The organism is Pseudoalteromonas sp. SCQQ13, assembly GCF_015864415.1.
Classification (GTDB): Bacteria; Pseudomonadota; Gammaproteobacteria; order Enterobacterales; family Alteromonadaceae; genus Pseudoalteromonas; species Pseudoalteromonas nigrifaciens.
Genome location: NZ_JADYXG010000004.1, coordinates 160,996 through 178,105 on the forward strand (window position 1 = coordinate 160,996; position 17,110 = coordinate 178,105).

Sequence of the window (17,110 nt, forward strand, 5' to 3'; positions counted from 1 at the left end):
AGGCTAAAAAATGCGATTAACACACTGTTTATAAAGGTTAATGGATAAAGCGGTGATAAAAGTAATGACGCCAACTTTTATCACAAATGTTGGCGTATATTTTAATTAATGGATAGGTGAGAAAAGCGCGTTACAAACTCTTTTTAGGTGGCAGTGCTACGTTGGCAAAAATTAACCCAGCTACTAGCGACATAAAAATTAAAAACGTTTGCTGGCCTATATGTTCTGCATAAACAAAGTCTTGACCTTCAATAAGCGAATTTAAGCCAATATAGGTTTTGCTACCCGGTACTAATACAATTAAGCCTTGCATAGCAACAATAGAAGCGGGGGCGTTGGCCACGCGATTAAATAAGTTGCTAAATATGCCAACGGCTAATGCGCCAACAAAGGTCCCTAAGGTGTAATCGAGATACATAGCCGAGCCAATACTGGTGCCATAAGCAATAAAGCCAGATGCGATAGACCACACGGCATGTTTAAGCTTGGTTCTAAATATGACTATTAGGCTGCTACACAGTAAAAATATAGCCAGCCAAGGCGTCCACGCTGGCAGTGGCGCAGGTTGCACAAAGTCGGCCTGTCCAAATAATGCAAAACCAATACCTATGCCAATAAAACCACCAAAGTAGAGTTTAAACAGCAACATGAATGAGTCCATCACCCGTGCTGTACCCGACACTAAGTGCCTTGCTGCAAGTTCTGCTAATCCTAGGGCTAATGCTAAACCTGGAATAAATACAATGATGGACGACAGTACCACTAAACGTATATTGATCTCTGGGGCAAAATAAACACTAATAGCACAAGCAATGATTGACGATACAATTGCTACCAAAGGCTCAAGCATGTGGGCGACACGTTTTGAGCGCCCCGACCACAGCACAAACAAGTATACAAGAGATGAGAGTAACGCAGACCAAGCTACATCAAACCAACTGGTGCCCATTAACATAGCAAACGCACCACCAGATGTGGCAAACGCAATGCCCGTAGTGAGTTTATTGTAAGAGTTAGGAGCAACAAAAATAATGTCTAGCTGTTCGTCCACTTCGTGCAAGGTTAACTTGCCATCAAGCATTTGATTAACTAAGTCGTCGGTGTCGGCAAGTGAGCCTAGGTCGTGATCGCCAGGATCTACCCGTGCAACATGGGTATACTCGTCTTCGTGGCCGTCGGTCCAAATAACAAAGGTAACAGAGGTAGGCGACATAACAAACGACGATTTAAGGTCTAAGTAGGTCGCAACTTCCATTAAATGCGCTTCTAAGCGGTATGCGGGCGTACCATATTTGTGCAGCATTTTACCTAATTTAACGATAAATTTGCGTTTTTCTGTAAAGGTTGCGTTTTTCAAATGCTTTTAAGCCAACGGTTAAATAACTAAGCTAAAAATATAGACAAAATTGCGAAATTTGCCCACGTTTAATGGGCGCGATTTTAAACACTAATTGGTGTGTGTCTAGTCATTTTTAATCTAATTTTTTATTTTTTTCAGCTATCCATTGCGACATGTATTGTGTGCTGCGCATTGTATGATGTTTGAGCATTTGGCCTGTAAAGTTTTTTTCGCGATGGGTATTTAAATCGCTACTTATTGAATCGACTTTTTGAATTAACGCAGCGCTTAACTGGGCTTTGTCATACAGCGTATTAAGTAGTGTATTGCCATCTTGTTGTGCTTGTTCAAATTCACTTTGATTGTTGTACATTTCAACGGCTGCATTTGCAAAATCTTCGGCGGTGTTTGCTATTTTTCCAGGCCAAGGTAACTCATTATGCATACCTTCACTGCCAATATTAGTGGTAACACTTGGGGTTTGCATAATCATGGCTTCAAGTAATTTACCTTTAATACCTGCGCCAAAACGCAGTGGTGCTAAACATACTCGTGCGCTTTGCATTACCTCAAACGCATTATCGGCCCAGCCTTTAATTAAAAACCCCGATTTAGGGTTGTTAAGTGCAGTTGCTTTTGGCGGCGGGTACGATCCATAAATATGCAGCTCAGCTTTAGGCAGTTGCTTGCGAATAAGAGGCCAAATTTGTTGTAAATAAAGCACTGCATCCCAGTTTGGCGCGTGCCTAAAATTACCTATGGTCATAAAGTGTTGGCGCTGCTCAAAGGTTTTAGTGCTGGTGGGCAATGTGTTTAAATCGACCATAAAAGGTAAATGGTGTAATAAGCTAGGCTCTATTTTAAATACATCATTAAGTAAACTCATTTCATAGCTAGAAATAATAAGGCTTAAATCGCAACGTAAGATGGCTGCAATTTCGCGTTTTGCTATGTCTGAATGCAAGTCGTTAGTGGTAAATTCTCGCTCGCCTTTATGGGCTTCGTGGCGGGCATTACGCAAACATTGTAGATCTTCAGTATCTAAAATTTTCAGCGCATTCGGGCAATGCTTATCAACGCGCCAACCAAACTGTTCTTCCATCATAAAGCGATCAAACATAACGATATCGGGAGCATATGCTTTAACGTAATCGTCAAAACTTTCGCAGTTAAGCGCAATGCTCTGGCTACTAATACCAAAGTCGTCAAGGTTGACCATGTGCTCGGTGCGCAGTGCCGGCGTTGCAAACTCTACTTGCCAGTTTTGGGCTCTAAAGGCATTTAATAACGACATCATGTGCGTGCCTGCAGCAGATGAGTTGGGCTCTGGCCATACGTAGCCAATTACCAGCACTTTTTTCATTGGCTAGGATCTCTTTTTAGTAAGTTTAAATTTACCCATATAGAAACAGGTAAGCTTATTTTTTGTGATGGTTATTACAATAATAACGGTAGTAGCACAGTAAATTTAGCGCACTAGTTCTACACAAGTTCAATGCTTATAAAGTCATTTTATATTAATGGGTAATATTAAAAAATATGACTGCATTTACTTTATTCATCAGCATTGTTTTTTAGGTGTACAGCACTTTATAAATAGCGCTGTAGTGTAGCTTAAGTTAGGGTGGCGATAAATCATTTACGCTATTTTGTATAACCTTAATGCTTTATGAATGCGGCAAAACATGTTTAGATAGCTTTATTAAACTAAATAATTACTAAAGGACAAAACATGAACGCTTTTAGGCTGTTAGTTGCCTTTATTGGCTGTATTGCATTACTGCCAATGAGCTATGCAGAGCAAGGATATCAAACGCCATCGGCTGAACTTGCTGCATTAGTAGATGCTAAGTTATCGCCCACCAGTAGTTTGTCAGACGATGGCCAATGGCTGGCATTGTTTGAGCGCAAACGTGTAGTGTCGTTAGATGAGTTGGCAAAAGAGGAGCTTAAACTGGCGGGCATTAAACTCAACCCGGCAAACTTTTCACGCTCACGCGTAAGTGCAAAATACAGTGCGGTGCAAATTAAACACGTGCAAAGTGGTACGGTTATTAATATTAATAACTTGCCACAAGGTATTATTCGCGCACCAAAGTGGTCATCAAATAGTGAGTACTTAGCCTTCGTGGTTGAGCAAAAAAATGATGCGCGTTTATGGTTATACAATGTAAAAACAAAACAAGCTAATGAGCTAAACTCAATTGCGCTTAACTCTGTCCTTACTGCATCCCCTTATGAATGGCTACCCGATAGCAGTGCCTTGGTTGCAAATTTAGCCGTGAATTTAGGAAAAACCAGGTTACAAAATGATAGTCAAAGTACTGTGCCTGTTATTCAGCAAAGTAGCGGCGAAAAAGCCCCTGCACGTACTTATCAAAACTTATTAACTGGTCCGTTTGATGAGGCGCAGTTTAAGTTTTATGGCCAAGGGCAACTCGCCTATATAACGCTTGATGGACATGCGCAACCGATTGGCCGCCCTGCGTTGCTTAAGTCATTTTCAGTATCACCCGACTCAACCAATATATTAGTGGCAAGCATAAACGAGCCATTTTCGTATCAAGTTCCATACAACCGCTTTGCTACAACATGGCAAATATGGGGAATGCGTGGTTTTTCATTAGTTGAGCTGGCAAAACAACCATTAGCCGATAATATTCCACAAGGCTACGACAGTGTACGTACTGGCAGACGTGACTTTGAGTGGCGAGGCGATCAAGGTGCAGAGGTTATTTGGGCTGAAGCGCAAGATGGTGGTGATATGAAAACCGATGTTGAATATCACGACTTTATTTACAGCTTACGTGCACCGTTTAAGCGCGAGCCTAAACTGTTTGCTAAAGTAGAGCGTCGTTATTCGGGTATAGAATGGGGTAACGATAATATTGCTATGCTCAGCGATTGGCGCTTTAGTGACCGCCAAGTGCGTACTTATATTATTGCCCCACGTGATGCTGATAAAAACCGCATATTATTTTCAGAGCGTAGTTACAACGATGCCTACAAAGACCCTGGTAGAGCACTATATGAGCGCAATGATTTAGGCAGCAAGGTAATAAGAGTAGTTGGCGGACGCTATCTATTTTTACGCGGTAATGGCGCATCAGAGCAAGGTAATGTGCCGTTTTTAGACCAATACGATGTAAAAACGAATAGCAGCAAACGTTTGTGGCAATCAGCGGCCCCTTATTATGAGCGTGTTCGTGCGTTACTTGATGACGAAGGTAAGCGTTTTATTACTATTAGAGAGTCTAAAACAGAGCAACCTAACTTTTTTATTCGTGATTTAAATAAACAAAATTTAACTCAAATTACTAATTTTGAGCACCCTTACCCTGCATTTAAAGGCGTAACAAAAGAGCAATTACGTTATACCCGAGATGACGGTGTTGAGCTTTCAGGCACACTTTATTTACCACCAGGTTATGATAAATCTCAAGGTCCATTACCTGTATTAATGTGGGCATACCCGCTTGAATATAAAGACAAAGCAGTCGCTTCTCAAGTGCGTGAGTCGCCTTATGAGTTTACCTCTATTGGTTACTGGGGCCCAATGCCTTACTTAGCTAAAGGTATTGCGGTGTTTGACGATCCTAAAATGCCTATTGTAGGTATTAAGGGCACTGAACCAAACGATAACTTTAGAAAGCAACTAGTGGCCAGCGCACAAGCTGCCGTAGATGTATTGGTTAAAAAAGGCATTGCTGATGGCAACAATATTGCCATAGCAGGGCATTCATATGGTGCATTTATGGTGGCTAACTTATTAGCGCATAGTGACTTGTTTAAAACCGGTATTGCCCGCAGTGGCGCGTATAATCGCACCTTAACGCCGTTTGGCTTTCAAGGCGAAGAGCGCGACTTTTGGCAAGCCCAAGATGTGTACGCAAACATGTCGCCCTTTTTTCATGCCGAAAAAATTAACGAGCCAATGTTAATGATTCACGGGCAAGAAGATCCGAATTCTGGAACTTTTCCAATGCAAAGTGAGCGTATGTACGCCGCGTTAAAAGGCTTAGGTAAAGAAGCGCGTTTAGTTATGCTACCCCATGAAGCACATGGCTATCGAGCCCGTAAAAGTTTACTGCATGTATTGTGGGAGCAGGAACAGTGGCTAAACAAATACCTGTTAATGGATGAAGAGGCTGAGCCGGTAAAGGTAATAACTGAGCAAGTGGCAGAGCCAACACCGAGTCAGTAGTAAAATACGTGTTTATGCTGTGAGAGCAAGAAGATCCACTCTAAATCTCACGGCACCTTCCCAATGCAAAGTGAGCGTATGTACGCCGCGTTAAAAGGCTTAGGTAAAGAAGCGCGTTTAGTTATGCTACCTCATGAAGCACATGGCTATCGTGCTCGTAAAAGTTTACTGCATGTATTGTGGGAGCAGGAACAGTGGTTAGATAAGTACTTACTTAATGACTCTGCCGAGCCGGTAAAGGTAATAACTGAGCAAGTGGCAGAGCCAACACCGAGCCAGTAGTAAAGTACGTGTTTATGCTGTGAGAGCAAGAAGATCCACTCTAAATCTCACGGCACCTTCCCAATGCAAAGTGAGCGTATGTACGCCGCGTTAAAAGGCTTAGGTAAAGAAGCGCGTTTAGTTTGCTACCTCATGAAGCACATGGCTATCGTGCTCGTAAAAGCTTACTGCATGTGTTGTGGGAACAAGAGCAGTGGCTAAACAAATACCTGTTAATGGATGAAGAGGCTGAGCCAACACCGAGCCAGTAGTAAAGTACGTGTTTATGCTGTGAGAGCAAGAAGATCCACTCTAAATCTCACAGCACCTTCCCAATGCAAAGTGAGCGTATGTACGCCGCACTTTAGAGCAACAAAATGTATTTTTGCACTTTATCATCTCAGACTTTTGCCATATATGAGTGTATAAAATTTCCAAATTCAGACGCTTTTTGTTTTTCATAATAAAGGATAAATAACGCGAAAGCCTTGCTGTTCAGGGCTTTCAAGTGGGAAGATGCTTTACTAATAGGGAAATTTTATTTTGGGCTGATACTTTGTTAAGGGGGAGGTTACCTTAACAAAAACTGGCTCAATGTGAGCGAGTACAAATGGCCATATTACATATCATTTATCTTTCACCTTAGCTCTTTTTCCTTTACTCTTTCGCCTAGAACCTATTACAACTTTGTCTTTAACCCATTACGAGTTTTAAATGATTGATATAACAGTACTCGCGGTATTTATTCCCACCTTCTTCTTTGTTTCGATCACCCCAGGTATGTGTATGACATTAGCCATGACACTAGGCATGAGTATTGGCGTGCGGCGCACTTTATGGATGATGCTTGGCGAGCTACTCGGCGTTGCTAGTGTTGCCGTTGCTGCAGTGCTAGGCGTGGCGAGTATTATGCTTAATTATCCAGAGGCGTTTGCTATTTTAAAGTGGGTAGGCGGTGCATACTTAATTTACATTGGTATAAACATGTGGCGATCTAAAGGAAAAATGTCGGTAAATACCAGCAATGCCACAGCTGTAAGTCGCCAGTCGCTGTTTACGCAAGGCTTTGTAACTGCAATTGCCAATCCAAAAGGCTGGGCGTTTATGATCTCATTACTACCACCATTTATAAGCATTGAACATAACGTAGCCCCGCAACTATTAGTGTTGTTAAGTGTAATAATGGTTACCGAATTTTTAAGTATGTTGGCTTATGCAACAGGTGGAAAAAGCTTACGATTATTTTTAACGCGCGGTAATAACATCCAGTGGATGAATCGCATTGCGGGCAGTTTAATGGTCGCCGTTGGTGTATGGCTGGCTTTAGGGTAGTGCTGACATACTGTAGAGTAACTTTACTCTACAGTATTCATTTTAATATGGAGTTAGTTTGCTAAGTTATTTAACTCTTCAGTGGTTTGTTGCAATCTAAATTCACGGTAAAGCATATCTTCATCATTAGGGCTCAGATTTTTGCCTGACTTTTCAATCAACTTATCGAAAATAGGCTTAGTATTTTCCATAATAACTAATGCACATAGTTGCTTTTGGTTATTTATTTGAGCAAAGCTGACTTCTTTTGCAATACTACCAACAAGGCTTTCTTCGGCTGTTTGGCGGCTTACTTGTGTAAAAGAACTTTGTGTTTGTACAGAATCTTGCTGCTGCATTTGCTTATTTATTAAGGTATCAAGAACTTGAGCTTTGCTATTAATTTGTGTTGCTAAATCAGCGCGCGCGCTAGCTACAGCCTGTGCTCTACTTGCTGCCATATTACCACTCCAAGGTACACAGCTAGATGAGGCTAACCCTCCTTCAGGTGCGCTTGGCATTAAAACCCAGCTTGGTACAGTATCAGCATTACTAAAGGGGGTTGATTGTGGCTGTTGAGTTGATCCACATGCGCTTAAAAAGAAAATAGTGGCTATTGGTAAAAGTTTATTTTTCATGTTTGATTTCCTTATTATTAAGGTTCCATTGATTAATATTTGCTTGGTACTGCTGTTCAAGCTTGTTTACTTTCTTAAGGTATTTTTTTGTTTCATCATAGGGTAAGTTTGCAATTAAGTGACTGTAAACACTTTCACTATCTAGGTCGTTTATAATAGAAATAGCACGATTAATATTTCGGCTTTTATCAGTATTAAACGCTTTAGCTACATTTCCTGCACCAGTATTGTAAGCTGCAATTGCGCAATATTTACGACTTATTGGATCTTTTATTTTCCGTAAATAACTTTTGTCTAAAATAGAAATGTAAGCAGATCCATAAGTGATATTGGTATCAGGATCAAAAAGCTCCTCTGGTGTTGGCGCTATATCTTTTTTAAAGTGTTTTCTTGCTACATCTAAACCTGCTGAATTAGGTACAATTTGCATTAGCCCAAATGCGGGAATATGCGACTTAGCATTTGGATTAAAAGATGACTCAGCATGCGAAATTGCTAATAACAGAGGTAGTTGTTGTTGCTCGTATTGTAAGTAAAAGTTTAAGTAAGGACTCACTTTTTTATGTAAATATTCGTCAGGGAGTGAAAAAGTACGAGAAGTAATATTTTTATAAGTCACATCATTATCTTTGGTGCTGAGTGATGTGTTTAATTTTTCAATACGCTGCTGTTTTTCTATGGCTAATTGCTGTTTACTTTGTATTGCTTGTTGAGGCTTTAATTGAGTGTTTTTATCAACACTGCTTAGCGACTGTTCATACTGTGTAGTTATTTCTTGTGCTAGCGTTTCTTGGTTCTGTTTTAACTCTTTTTGACTTTTAATTTCACTTTTTGAAATTGCTAAGCTATTTTCTAATTCTTGTTTAGTTGGGCTTATTAATTCTAAAGACGAGGCTAGATTTTTATCAGTTATTAATGTCTCAGCTGCTTGTCCAAGCGTACTGTGAGAATCTAATGTTTCTACAGTAACCGTCATGCTTTGTTCGTCAATAATTATGCGACTTTTTAGGTCTGCACTGTAAACGACCTGCTTTAATGTGCTGCTTTGGATGGGCACAGACCAATGCTTAAGTAATGAATCTCTAAAAGAGTCGTAATCAGCTAAATAAGCTTCTCTAAAATTTGCGTAATCTTGTTTATATTGCTTGCTGAAACTGGTTGCTTCTAAAAGTTGCTGCTTTTTAAACTCAGTAAAAGTGTTCGCACTTATATTTGTTACTGTAAAAGTACAAAGTAGTGGTAAAAACAATGAAAAATGTCGCATTTTGTTCCTTAAAAATAAACGTTAAATTCATATTTAGTAAGTAGTGAATCAGCAATATATTCGCTTGGTAATTCTGAGATTGCGTAAAAAGTTGCTTTATTGGTTGCTAATTTTTTGGTGATAGGTGAAGTAAGCGTTTGCTCGTCACTCATCAAAGTTACTTCATCTAATTTGAATAGATCCTCAGCAACATTTCCCTTTAGCTCAGTATAATCACTAAAGCCACTCGTTAAGTTAAGAAACATACCTTGGGCATTGAGTTGTTTTACTTGCATGTAGTATTTAATGTTATTACTGTCATAAAAAAATTCATTACTATCAGGCACTATTTGTTCAAGACTGTGCTCTTTTAATTTAAAGTTACTAAACGGTACCTTAGGTGAGAAATCGTCAACTAAGCTTTTGTCATAGGACAGGCTATGGACAACAATAGCTACTATGCGAGTTTCTTTATTGATTAAAGTTAGGAGGTATTTATCTTCTTTATAATAACGATATTCGTAACGTTCATCAATTTTTGAAGTTTTAATGACTTGCGGTATACCTATTTGTTTTTGCGCATATGGAAGGTAGTTACCTATGTCTAACTTTGAAATCTTTTTTTCTTCAATTTTATTTGTAAAGTTAGTAATAAATCCATTATATGCTTCTATTGATAGAGCTTTAGTATCTGCCCAGTTACCTAAGCCCATAAGCGCCACCATTAACAAAATAAAATATTCTTTAAGTTTTTTTATAGTTGTTTTTTTTTCTTCAGTAACTTGTTCTGTAGGTGTGCTGTTATTTTCCACGGGCATTTCATTCCTTAAAATATGCGCTAATTAACGGGAGTATCTTTTAGTTTAATAATATCTTCAATTAATAGTGATATGCTGTCTTCATTTGCGATTTGTAGTAATTGCTGCGTTGATCTTTTAGAAAAGCTAATACCTTTACCTTGATAATGATCCTGCCAAAGACGCTTGTTAGTGTGAGTAATTATTTCTAACTGTAACCTAGTAAAAACTTTATTTTGACTACTCTTAACAATTGAGTTTTTTACATGGTAATAAACGTCGCAGGCTGAGTCTGTGATATTAAAGCCATTTTGAATAAACTTAGCGGTTAATAAGCTTTTAACTTCACCTGCTTGCGAGCCAGTACTTTTTATGCAGTTATTCTTAGCGGACAGTTTTGACTGTGCCTCTTGCTTTTTTTGTGCTTGCGCTTTTTGTATATCTGTATGGTTTATTGTTACTCCTGCATAAACCACGCAGTTATTTTTATCTACCCATCGTTCGAATATTTTAGCGTTTTTTAGCAGCTGGTCGCTTGTTATTTTAGCTGTAGAATTAAACTGTAAGTTACTTATGGAATTAGAAGAGAAGAGTTTATTTTCCTCTTTAATTTCTATTTCAGTTTTAAGAAGCTTTGTGAGTGCTTTTCGAGCTTCAAGTGCAGAACGGCGTTCGTCAATTGACTTTAGTCCAGAGCATTGAGAAGAGCCTGAGCTAACATAGAGGGTGTCGGTTACTTTATCTATGCCTATCCAATCAGGGGTTTGAGCTTGTGTTGGGTAGTAATGGGCACAGCTGCAATTAGAGTGTGTTTGTGCCTCTACTGTGAAAGAAAATAAAAGCATAGATATAAAAAAAAGTAATTTCTTATTCATGTTTCAACCAAATAGCCCAGCATTTGCTGGGCAAAGTTTGTTTTATAAACGATTGTGGTTATTATTTTGAGCTAGTTTAGCATTATGTTTGTTACGATCTAACAAACGCTGCTCACCTTCAATAATATACTTTAGCTCATCAACATCCATAGTTAGATTATGAGACTTTTGATAATATGCAAGGGCTAGCTCTAGGTCCGCTGCTCTTTCTGCACAAACAGCATTATTATAATTAATTGCTAGTGATTCAGAATAAATACTTTGAGCTCTACTAAACATCTTACAGGCGTTATCTGGCATATCTTTTTCAGCAAACTCTATTCCCATATCCAGCATTTTTTCAGCATCGTCGGACATGTCAGAATCATCCGATTCCATTAATTCAACTAATTTTGTAACGCTATGCGGGGCAACATCTTGAATTAGTTCTTCTGATATCTGAGAAACTGCTTGCCCTAATAGCGCACTATCAGAATTGTGAGGATCATCACCTTCGCAAACTTTACTGCTTACCTGTTGGCTGTATCGTTTTGTGAAAATGATTTCACCAGATTCAACAGATATTGCTTTTGGCTCTAGTATTACTTTAGCTAGTTTTTCAGAGCATCGAACTTTAACATCACGAGAGCGTTTGCATTTATACCATTTGTCACCTTTTTCAACACATTCACTACGCTCTTCGTAATAGGTTGATGTTTCAACATCAGAACCATAAAGAGCAGTTACCAAAGTGTCTGCGCCAGTAAGTTTACCTAATCGAGTACGATTATTTGAGTTTGTTAGGTCACCTTCATTAAAGCGCTGTTGAGCAATTACTTTATCAAGCGCTGCTTGATCAACAAAAGTAAAGTATGGCTTGTCATTAACGCGAATAGCTGAAAGGTTACTTTCAATTAAGTTCACTGCATTTGAAGAGCTTCTATCGGTAATAACAGCAATACGTTTTATTTTATCGGTGTTATCTTGATTAGCTGGGCGCATGTAGGTTACAGGTAGTTTTGCTGTTGTTAGTAGATTATTTAAGCCACCAATCATGCCGTTAATTTTACTATCTAAAGCACAACCAGATAACAAAATGCTAGAAATTACAGCAAACTGAATTCCTTTTTTCATTAAATATCCCTATTAAGTTTATATTCATATTTGTTGCTTATTTTTAACAGCTGTTATTAAATGAGTCAATTAAATATAAGTAAAACCTATGGAATTTCATGCTTTTTACTTATTCTTTAGCACTAATAACACACAAGATACCTTTAATAATCTAGTGGCTAAATCAGGTAAACGTTTAGATCCCGGTTCACGCGAAGCGCTTTACGAAGAGTTCAAAGCGCAAAAAGCAATGAAAGACTTAGAAAAAGAACTCGATAATTTAAATAAGTAACTGCGACACCTAATTTTTAATTTAATAGCGTAATTAGCTTTAATTAAATATACAGCCAGTTAGCTTTATTAAGGCTAGCTAGATAATAACTATGAGGGCTAGTAAGCGCTCATTTTTTGTGAAATAAAAATTTACTGACTATTTTAAAAAGGACTAAAAAATGAAAGATATTTTTTTCTTTGAATCTATGCTGACACCTAAAATCATTACTTTTGTATATTGGTTAATGTTACTAGGTGCTGTAATTTCTGGTGTAACCACTATGTTTGTGCAGTACGGTGGTGGTTTTTGGGCTGGGCTTGGTATTATTGTTGGTGGTGTAATTGGCGCTAGAATTTGGTGTGAACTACTTATCGTTTTATTCAAAATTCACGAGAATTTACAAAAAATAGCTAATAAATCAGAATAAAACTTTAACGTGTCACAGTAAGTTTCAGTTAGAAATAAAACCAGACACGTTATTTTATCCAAAAAACTCCGAGAAAACCCATTGTTCGACACGAAGTGGCGTCGATGGGTAGTTCACTTTAACCACTTTGAGGTTAAAAAAGCCTAAAATGCATTTGCAAACATAGTTTTAGGTAAATTATTTATAAAGAGGTTAGGGGGGGGGCGCTGCGCTTCTTATTCTTTGCTGTTACTAACTGTTACGTTGTTGTTTTAACCAAGAAATAAACTCAGCTGCGGGCATAGGATAAGCCATATAATAGCCTTGCATACCGGTAATATTAAGTTGTGCGAGTGTTTTAGCTTGCTCTGCGGTTTCAACGCCTTCGGCAATAACATTAAAGCCAAGGTTGTGCGCAAGTGAGATTATAGTACTTACAATGGCAGACCCTCTATTACCTTCATGTATTTTATCAATAAAGCTTTTATCTATTTTTAGCTCATCAACGGGGTAAGTGTGTATATAGGCTAACGATGAATAACCAGTGCCAAAATCATCAATCGAAAACCTAAACCCTTTAGCTTTGAGCTGCTGCATTTGTGCAATATTTTCAGCCATGTCATCCAGTAAAATGCTTTCGGTTATCTCCAGTTTAAATCTTGTAGGAGATATACCAAACGCATCTACAATACTAACAATATTGTTGTATAAGGAATGTGTTATAAATTGGCAGGCGCTAATATTAATAGCAACACAAAATGAATCATGAAGTTGCTGTGTTTGCTCTAGCGTTTTAATTAACATGCAGGCGTCAAACAGTACACTGCTTTGCAATTGATCAATCAGACCAGATTGTTCCGCAACAGGAATAAAGTAGTAGGGTGATATAATGCCTTTTATAGGGTGTATCCAGCGAATTAATGCCTCAGCGGCTATAATATTACCTTGGCAATCAAGTTGCGGCTGAAAGTAAGCCGCAAACTGCTTTTCTTTTATTGCAGTTATAATGTCGCTTTCTAGCTGTAAACGTAAGTCTAATTCGTGTTGCAGTGCCGGATCGTAAAACGCAAAACGATGGCCGCCAAATTTTTTGGCGCTATACATAGCTGTATCGGCCCTCTTTAATACATCGTTGCTTGTTGTGTCTGGGCCTTCAATAAAACTAATGCCAATACTGACAGTAATTTTATAACTACAGTTGTTTATTTTAAATGGGTTTTTGAAGCAGTCGAGTATTTGGTTGGCACACACTATTGCCTGGCTTTGTGCATTGTTTTTATTACTACTTAGGTGCTTAGGTAAAATTACAAATTCATCGCCACCAATTCGCGCAATAATACCTGCATTTTTAATAACGGTTTTTAACCGCATAGCAACTTCTAGTAAAACCTCGTCACCGATAACATGGCCTAATGAATCATTAATGCGCTTAAAGTCATTTAAATCTAAAAATAATAGAGTGCCAAATGAAAGCTGCTTTTTAGATTCGCTGATCATCAATTCAAGCGTGTCAGTTAGCATGCGGCGATTAGGCAATGTGGTTAATGGGTCGTAAAATACCAACTCTTTAACTTGCTCTTCAGCAAGTTTACGCTCGGTAATGTCGCGTATCATCCATAAAACATGTTTTTTATTTGGCTCATCAAGTAGGTAGTTATTAATAATTGACGTTCTAGCTTCAAAAATATGTCGGTTACCCATACAATTAAGTTCGTACTCGTACAGTTGTACTTGCTCTGTTTTCAGTGTTTTAGTAATGATAGAGATTACTTTATTAGGATCACCTAATGGTAGCGAACTTATGCGTTGCTCATTACTTAAGCTATTACATCGCAACTCGTTGCTAGCACCATAACTTTCAATATACCGCGCTTGTTCATCAAAAATGATTCCTAAATCGGGGATCACCTCAATAAATGCTTTTAATTTATCGTTAGAACGTTGTAGCTCTAAACTAAGTGCTTTTTCTCTTGCGACAGAGCGCGCTTTTTCTATTGCTAGGCCCGATAAATGAGTAAAGCGTTCAATAAGCTTTAAATCTAATGCGGTTGGTGCGTTTGGATGGGTGTAATAAACGGCAAAACTACCAAGTACTTTGTTGTCTGAGGAAAAAATCGGAGTAGACCAACACGCTTGCAAACCATGTGCTAATGCAATAGTTTTATAATTAGCCCAAAGTGGGCTAGTAGCTATGTTACTAACAATAACTTGTTGCTCTGTGTACACTGCAGTGCCACATGAGCCTACATTATCTCCAATTGTAACACCGTCTATTGCTTGGCAATATTCAGGGGGAAGTTTAGGCGCAGCACCGTGGCGAAGTTGGTTGCCCTCTAGAGTTAAAATCGAGCTTTTAGCATTTTTAGAGTCAATAATTGCTTCAATTTGCTCGCAGATATTATGCAGGCACAGGTGTATATCTACACCCAATGCGATCTGCTCTATAATCTGTTGTTGGGCTGCAAATAATGCTGAATGTTGTGCTGGAGTCACTCAGAAAAGTTCCTAAATAATAGTTAATGTGTCTGAGCGCATAGCGTTAATAAAAACGAGAAATTTATTTTATATTAATTAAGCAGCACCTTATTGATATTGTAAACATTATCTAATTTAACTCAATACTAGAGTCGAATAAAATTTAAACTCTTTTCGTTTTTATTTTTAACTGGTTGTTATCATTTGTTATATATAACAACAATGCTAATTGTTATAAGTGGTGCTTAGTGCCTAAGGTGACTTCAGCGAAGTGCTTTTTTAAAATATCGAGTAATGCATGGGTTTTTGCAGCAATAAAATCTCGTTTTGGCGTTACTGCATACACAGTGTAGTTTGAACGTTGCCAGTCTTTATGAAGTTGCTTTAACTCTTTGTTTTTAATGCGTTCGCGCACTTCTGGCTCTGGTAGCATTGCATAACCTAATCCATCGCATACTAATTGAATAACTGATTGCATATTATTTACTTTTATACGCGGAGCATTAAGTGTGTATGGTGCGCTGTTTGGCTTAAATAATTGATAGTTTAAATGGCTGTGAGCTATATGAGCGTGCTGGTTTAATTGTTCAATACATTGATCATTTTTTGCTAAAGGGTGCGTCGCATTAACACAAAGAGCATAAGGCCATTGGGCTAATTTTCGGGCTATTAAATTTGAGTCGTTAAGTGGGCCAATACACAATGCTAAGTCGGCTCCTTCTTTAAGCATATCAACAGGTTCATCTGTCAAAATTAGTTCTATGTTTAATTTTGGGTGTAGCTCTATTAAGCGTTTTAATGGTTCAGAAAGTAACCCAGCGCCAAAGCCAACAGGGGCAACTAATTTAAGTTTGCCACTTGGTATACCGGTTAAATACTGTAGTTTTTGTTTAGTCTGCTCTGCTGTTTGCAGCAGCTTTTTACAGCTTTGATAATAAATATCACCCGCTTCAGTTAAGCTTAATGATCGTGGACTACGATTGAATAAGTTTAACCCAACCTCTTGTTCTAATGTTTTAATTTGCTGACTTACAGCAGAAGTAGTCATGCCTAATTGTTTAGCAGCTAAGCTCATACTGTTTGTTTCTACTATGCGCACAAACATAGTTAACGAGCGTGTTAACTTGATATTCATAGTAATTAAGTTTTCCTTAATTTAATTATTAGCATACTTATATTGCTCGGCAATGCACTTACCCTTAACATCGCAAATGCTAATCATTATCAATTAAGTAATTCTAACACGGGAAACAAATATGAACACCGCAAGTCGACAATTATTGCCTTTAAGTGCCGCAATTTTATTTACCTTTACAAATTATGCGCAAGCAAATAAAACAAACGATGACATGGAAGTGATGGTAGTCACTGCGTCAGGGTATGAGCAGCTAATTAAAAATGCACCAGCATCTATTAGTGTGATTGATAGAGAAGAGTTAGCGAGTCGTTTTTACCGTGATTTAACCGACGCTATGACAGACGTGCCCGGCGTTATAGTGACTGGCGGTGGCGACAGAAAAGATATTAGTTTGCGCGGCATGGCTAATGGCTATACATTAATATTAATAGATGGCCAACGACAAACATCGCGCGAAACACGGCCAAACAGTGACGGTCCAGGTGTTGAGGGGGCATGGACACCGCCTATTGGGGCCATTGAACGTATAGAAGTTATTCGCGGTCCAATGTCATCTTTATATGGCTCTGATGCGATAGGCGGGGTAATCAATATAATTACTCGTAAAACACCTGAGCACTGGTACGGCGAGGTGCGTTTAGATAGTACGATTCAACAAAGTAATGAGTCTGGGAACATTAACCAAGCTAACTTTTTTACAGCGGGCTCATTAGTTGATGAACTACTTGGAGTACAGCTATACGGGCAATTTACAAAACGCGATGAAGATGACCTAGTCGCCGGTTTTAGAGGTAAAGAGCAAAATAATCTTAAAGCTAAGTTTATAGTAACACCTAATAAAAATCACGAGGTTACATTAGAGCTTGGCCGTGCTGAACAAACGTTAGATGCGACTGTGGGTAAAACAATTGCGCCACTTGCCCCAGGGGATGAGTGTGGTCGCAGTGGTTGTCCTGAATCAACAACTACACAATACGAGCAAAAAACCATCTCGGTAAGCCATAATGGTTATTATGACTTTGGTAGTTCTAATAGCTATATAAAGTACGATGAATAT

At 38.5% G+C, this 17,110-nt stretch carries 15 protein-coding genes and 1 pseudogene; 7 read left to right on the top strand and 9 right to left on the bottom strand.

Annotated elements, in window-relative coordinates:
* Positions 1 to 130: 130 nt before the first annotated feature.
* Both I6F41_RS05115 and I6F41_RS05120 read right to left on the bottom strand, forming a co-directional pair.
* A complete protein-coding gene (locus tag I6F41_RS05115; protein ID WP_182683698.1) occupies positions 131 to 1,357 on the bottom strand; it encodes a threonine/serine ThrE exporter family protein in 1,227 nt (408 codons plus the stop codon).
* A 115-nt stretch (positions 1,358 to 1,472) separates the two neighbouring features.
* Positions 1,473 to 2,702, bottom strand: coding sequence for a glycosyltransferase (locus tag I6F41_RS05120; protein ID WP_197107855.1), 1,230 nt, complete (start codon positions 2,700 to 2,702; stop codon positions 1,473 to 1,475).
* Between the two features lie 369 nt (positions 2,703 to 3,071).
* Here I6F41_RS05120 and I6F41_RS05125 point away from each other — a divergent pair, with 369 nt between their 5' ends.
* From I6F41_RS05125 to I6F41_RS05140, 4 genes and pseudogenes are all read left to right on the top strand, one after another.
* Positions 3,072 to 5,543: an alpha/beta hydrolase family protein gene (locus tag I6F41_RS05125; protein ID WP_197107856.1), complete on the top strand. Its 2,472-nt coding sequence runs from the start codon at positions 3,072 to 3,074 to the stop codon at positions 5,541 to 5,543.
* Between the two features lie 51 nt (positions 5,544 to 5,594).
* Positions 5,595 to 5,825, top strand: a pseudogene (locus tag I6F41_RS05130) (alpha/beta hydrolase family protein); the annotation flags it as partial.
* 122 nt (positions 5,826 to 5,947) lie between these two features.
* Positions 5,948 to 6,076: a hypothetical protein gene (locus tag I6F41_RS18100; protein WP_269435034.1), complete on the top strand. Its 129-nt coding sequence runs from the start codon at positions 5,948 to 5,950 to the stop codon at positions 6,074 to 6,076.
* 442 nt (positions 6,077 to 6,518) lie between these two features.
* On the top strand, positions 6,519 to 7,136 hold the full coding sequence (locus I6F41_RS05140) for a LysE family translocator (RefSeq protein WP_197107857.1): 618 nt from the start codon (positions 6,519 to 6,521) through the stop codon (positions 7,134 to 7,136).
* Positions 7,137 to 7,189: 53 nt separating this feature from the next.
* On the opposite strand, the gene I6F41_RS05145 is transcribed toward I6F41_RS05140, so the two are convergent.
* The 5 genes from I6F41_RS05145 to I6F41_RS05165 are packed head-to-tail and all read right to left on the bottom strand — an operon-like array spanning position 7,190 to position 11,781.
* Positions 7,190 to 7,753 (bottom strand): hypothetical protein, encoded by a 564-nt coding sequence (locus I6F41_RS05145; protein ID WP_011329873.1) that lies wholly within the window; start codon positions 7,751 to 7,753, stop codon positions 7,190 to 7,192.
* Positions 7,743 to 9,017: a transglycosylase SLT domain-containing protein gene (locus I6F41_RS05150; RefSeq protein ID WP_011329874.1), complete on the bottom strand. Its 1,275-nt coding sequence runs from the start codon at positions 9,015 to 9,017 to the stop codon at positions 7,743 to 7,745. The genes I6F41_RS05145 and I6F41_RS05150 overlap by 11 nt, the downstream gene beginning before the upstream one ends.
* Before the next feature lie 8 nt (positions 9,018 to 9,025).
* Positions 9,026 to 9,814, bottom strand: coding sequence for an ETEC_3214 domain-containing protein (locus tag I6F41_RS05155; protein ID WP_182678908.1), 789 nt, complete (start codon positions 9,812 to 9,814; stop codon positions 9,026 to 9,028).
* Between the two features lie 20 nt (positions 9,815 to 9,834).
* Complete coding sequence (locus I6F41_RS05160) at positions 9,835 to 10,668, bottom strand: TonB-dependent receptor (RefSeq protein WP_197107858.1); 834 nt, start codon at positions 10,666 to 10,668, stop codon at positions 9,835 to 9,837.
* A gap of 42 nt (positions 10,669 to 10,710) precedes the next feature.
* The gene (locus I6F41_RS05165) at positions 10,711 to 11,781 is read right to left on the bottom strand and encodes a CsgG/HfaB family protein (protein ID WP_011329877.1); all 1,071 of its coding nucleotides are present in this window, start codon (positions 11,779 to 11,781) and stop codon (positions 10,711 to 10,713) included.
* An 88-nt stretch (positions 11,782 to 11,869) separates the two neighbouring features.
* On the opposite strand from I6F41_RS05165, the gene I6F41_RS05170 reads away from it, so the two are divergent.
* Together I6F41_RS05170 and I6F41_RS05175 are read left to right on the top strand one after the other, a co-directional pair.
* The gene (locus I6F41_RS05170) at positions 11,870 to 12,052 is read left to right on the top strand and encodes a hypothetical protein (protein WP_011329878.1); all 183 of its coding nucleotides are present in this window, start codon (positions 11,870 to 11,872) and stop codon (positions 12,050 to 12,052) included.
* 160 nt (positions 12,053 to 12,212) lie between these two features.
* Positions 12,213 to 12,461 (top strand): DUF4282 domain-containing protein, encoded by a 249-nt coding sequence (locus tag I6F41_RS05175; protein WP_011329879.1) that lies wholly within the window; start codon positions 12,213 to 12,215, stop codon positions 12,459 to 12,461.
* A 231-nt stretch (positions 12,462 to 12,692) separates the two neighbouring features.
* On the opposite strand, the gene I6F41_RS05180 is transcribed toward I6F41_RS05175, so the two are convergent.
* Positions 12,693 to 14,933, bottom strand: coding sequence for a sensor domain-containing phosphodiesterase (locus tag I6F41_RS05180; protein WP_197107859.1), 2,241 nt, complete (start codon positions 14,931 to 14,933; stop codon positions 12,693 to 12,695).
* Between the two features lie 214 nt (positions 14,934 to 15,147).
* A complete protein-coding gene (locus I6F41_RS05185; protein ID WP_197107861.1) occupies positions 15,148 to 16,050 on the bottom strand; it encodes a LysR family transcriptional regulator in 903 nt (300 codons plus the stop codon).
* 121 nt (positions 16,051 to 16,171) lie between these two features.
* Between I6F41_RS05185 and I6F41_RS17995 the strand changes: the two genes are divergently transcribed.
* Positions 16,172 to 17,110 (top strand): TonB-dependent receptor plug domain-containing protein (locus tag I6F41_RS17995; protein ID WP_231613404.1); only part of this gene is annotated, 939 nt, incomplete at its 3' end.